The following is a 2,730-nucleotide window of genomic DNA, read 5'->3' on the forward strand; positions in this document are numbered from 1 at the left end:
GCGGCCCACCTGCCACTGCGGACGGACCGGGACTGGGGCGCCGACATCGTGCGGCACGTGCACGCCCAGCGCCGGCTGGCCGCGGCTCCGGCCGGCGCAGCCCGGGGAGGTGTCGCGTGAGCTGGCAGTCACCGGTCCGGCTGTGGCTGCTGCTCGGGGTGCTCGCCCTGGTGGTCGGCTACCTGCTGATGCAGCGCCGACGCAGCCGGTACGCGGTCCGCTTCACCAACCTGCGGCTGCTGGACCGCGTCGCCCCGCAGCGGCCGGCCTGGCGACGGCACGTGCCGGCCGGACTGTTCCTGGCCATGCTGGCGCTGCTGGTGGTCGGGTTCGCCCGACCCACGGCCGAGGTGCGCGTACCCCGGGAACGGGCCACCGTGATGGTCGCGGTCGACGTCTCCACGTCGATGCTCGCGCGCGACGTCGAACCGGACCGGCTCACCTCCGCCAAGGACGCCGCCCGCCGGTTCGTCGACGGGCTGCCCGAGGAGTTCAACGTCGGTCTGGTCGCGTTCGCCGGTAGCGCGGCGGTGCTGGTGCCGCCGGGCACCGACCGGGAGGCCCTGCACGAGGGGATCGAGCGGCTGGTGGAGGGCGCCACCGGCGTCCAGGGCACCGCCATCGGCGAGGCCATCAACACGTCGCTCGGCGCGGTCAAGGGCTTCGACGGCCAGGCGGCCGAGAACCCGCCGCCGGCCCGCGTGATCGTGCTCTCCGACGGCGCGAACACGTCCGGGATGGACCCGATGGAGGCCGCGGCGGACGCCGTCGAGATGAAGGTCCCGGTGCACACCATCTCCTTCGGCACCCCGTCGGGCTTCGTCGACCGGGGCGGCCGGCCGATCCAGGTTCCGGTGGACGGGCAGACCCTGCGGGCGGTGGCCGAGGAGACCGGCGGCCTGTTCCACGAGGCGAGCACCAGTGACGAGCTGCAGCAGGTCTACGAGGACATCGGCAGCTCGGTCGGGTACCGCACCGTGCGGCAGGACGTGTCCGCCCGGTTCATCGGCCTCGGGCTGATGTTCGCCATGGGCGCGGCGTTCGGGTCGATGCGGTGGTTCTCCCGACTGCCCTGAGCCGTACGGCCATCGTCGAGCGGGAACACGTGAGGAGCGTACGCATGGCAGTGCAGACCGGGCTGGGCGAGCCGCGCGGCCCCTGGTTCATCTCGCCCGAGCTGGATCCGGACGGGCGGTCGCGGTGGGACGGACCCGGATCGGACCGCGATCCGGGCGGACGACGGCCCGGCCGGCTGTTCGCCGTGCTGGCCGTGGTGGCGATCTCCGCGACCTCGGGTGCGCTGGCCGGCGGTGTGGTGGCCAGCCGGGACGGTACCCCCGGGCCGGCGGCGGCCTCGGCCGCCGCGGTGCCGGCGGAGCTCGTCACCGCCGCCGGGAAGACCGTGCCGGGCGTGGTGTCCGTGCTGGTCGGCAGCGGCGGGGGAGCCTCGGCGACCGGGTCGGGCTTCGCCGTCGACGACCAGCAGCACATCATCACCAACGACCACATCCTGGCCCGGGGGCGGGGCGGCCCGGTGACCGTGGAGCTGCCGGACGGGCGGCGGCTCGCCGCCGAGGTCGTCGGTCGGGAGCCGCGCAGCGACCTGGCGGTGCTCCGGGTGCCACCGTCGTCGGGACTCGCACCGCTGCCGCTGGCGAAGCCGGGTGCGACGCGGGTCGGCGAGCCGGTGCTGGCGGTCGGATCCCCGCTCGGACTGCCCGGCACGGTCACCGCCGGGATCGTGAGCGCGCTGGACCGTCAGGTACGCCTCGGCGACAACCGGCACACCGCCGTGCAGACGGACGCCTCGATCAACCCCGGCAACTCCGGCGGCCCGCTGGTGAACGCGCGCGGCGAGGTGGTCGGCGTCAACACCGCCATCGCCACCATCGACGGCAACGGCTCGATCGGCATCGGATTCGCCATTCCGATCGACCAGGTCCAGCAGACCGCCGACACGATCATCGGAAAGGGCGGCTGAGCGGCGCACCGTCACCGTCCGGCCACGCCGGGAACGTGAAAACTGTCGGATTTCCGGCGTCCAGGGATCGGACCATGGAAATATTACGCTGAGTATGGATACTGGCGTGGGTGGAGCGTCCTGTCATCGCGGCCCTCCTGCTGATGGGCCTGATCATCGGAACCGGTGTGGGGTCGTCGTACGCCCGCGCACGACGTGGGTGGACCGACTACCAGACCGCGAAAAAGACCGTGCCCGGCGCCCGTCGCGCCGCGTGGCTGCTGATCAAGGTGGTCACCACGAAGATCGGGGTGATCGCGCTGCTGCTGGTCGGGGCGGTCGCGTACGCCGCGGCCGACTCGGACGAGCCGGCCGTGGACCCGTCACCGACCCCGTCGGTGTCCGTGACGACGACCCGGGTGGCCCGCTGACCGCACCCGGTGCGACGCCCGACGGGCGCCTCGGGCGCTAGCCTCGGGGTGTGGACGACGGACTGCGGGTGACCGACCGGTGGGTGGTTCCCGCCGCCGAGCTGCGCGAGCGTTTCTCCCGCTCGTCCGGCCCCGGCGGGCAGGGCGTCAACACCACCGACTCCCGGGTCGAGCTGAGTTTCGACCTCGGCACGTCGCCCGGCATCCCGGCGTCGCTGCGCGCCCGGGCCCTGGAGCGGCTCGCCGGACGGCTGGTCGACGGTGTGCTGACCGTGGCGGCCAGCGAGCACCGGGCCCAGTTGGCCAACCGGGAGGCCGCCCGGGAACGGATGGGCGCCC

Annotated in this window: 4 protein-coding genes and 1 pseudogene; all 5 read left to right on the forward strand. The window is 73.8% G+C overall.

Annotated elements, in window-relative coordinates:
- Positions 1-120: pseudogene (locus AB0I76_RS27045) on the forward strand (DUF58 domain-containing protein); the annotation flags it as partial.
- Positions 117-1,076, forward strand: a complete 960-nt coding sequence (locus tag AB0I76_RS27050) for a VWA domain-containing protein (protein ID WP_357041090.1) — start codon at positions 117-119, stop codon at positions 1,074-1,076. The pseudogene AB0I76_RS27045 and the gene AB0I76_RS27050, both read left to right, overlap by 4 nt.
- Positions 1,077-1,120: 44 nt before the next feature.
- Entirely contained in the window at positions 1,121-1,981 is an 861-nt protein-coding gene (locus tag AB0I76_RS27055; RefSeq protein WP_357041093.1) for a trypsin-like peptidase domain-containing protein, read from the forward strand.
- Positions 1,982-2,091: 110 nt separating this feature from the next.
- Positions 2,092-2,391, forward strand: coding sequence for a hypothetical protein (locus AB0I76_RS27060; protein WP_357041096.1), 300 nt, complete (start codon positions 2,092-2,094; stop codon positions 2,389-2,391).
- 50 nt (positions 2,392-2,441) lie between these two features.
- Positions 2,442-2,730: aminoacyl-tRNA hydrolase (locus tag AB0I76_RS27065; RefSeq protein ID WP_357041099.1), on the forward strand; the 289-nt coding region annotated here is incomplete at its 3' end.

The organism is Micromonospora sp. NPDC049799, from assembly GCF_040656655.1.
Lineage (GTDB): Bacteria > Actinomycetota > Actinomycetes > Mycobacteriales > Micromonosporaceae > Micromonospora.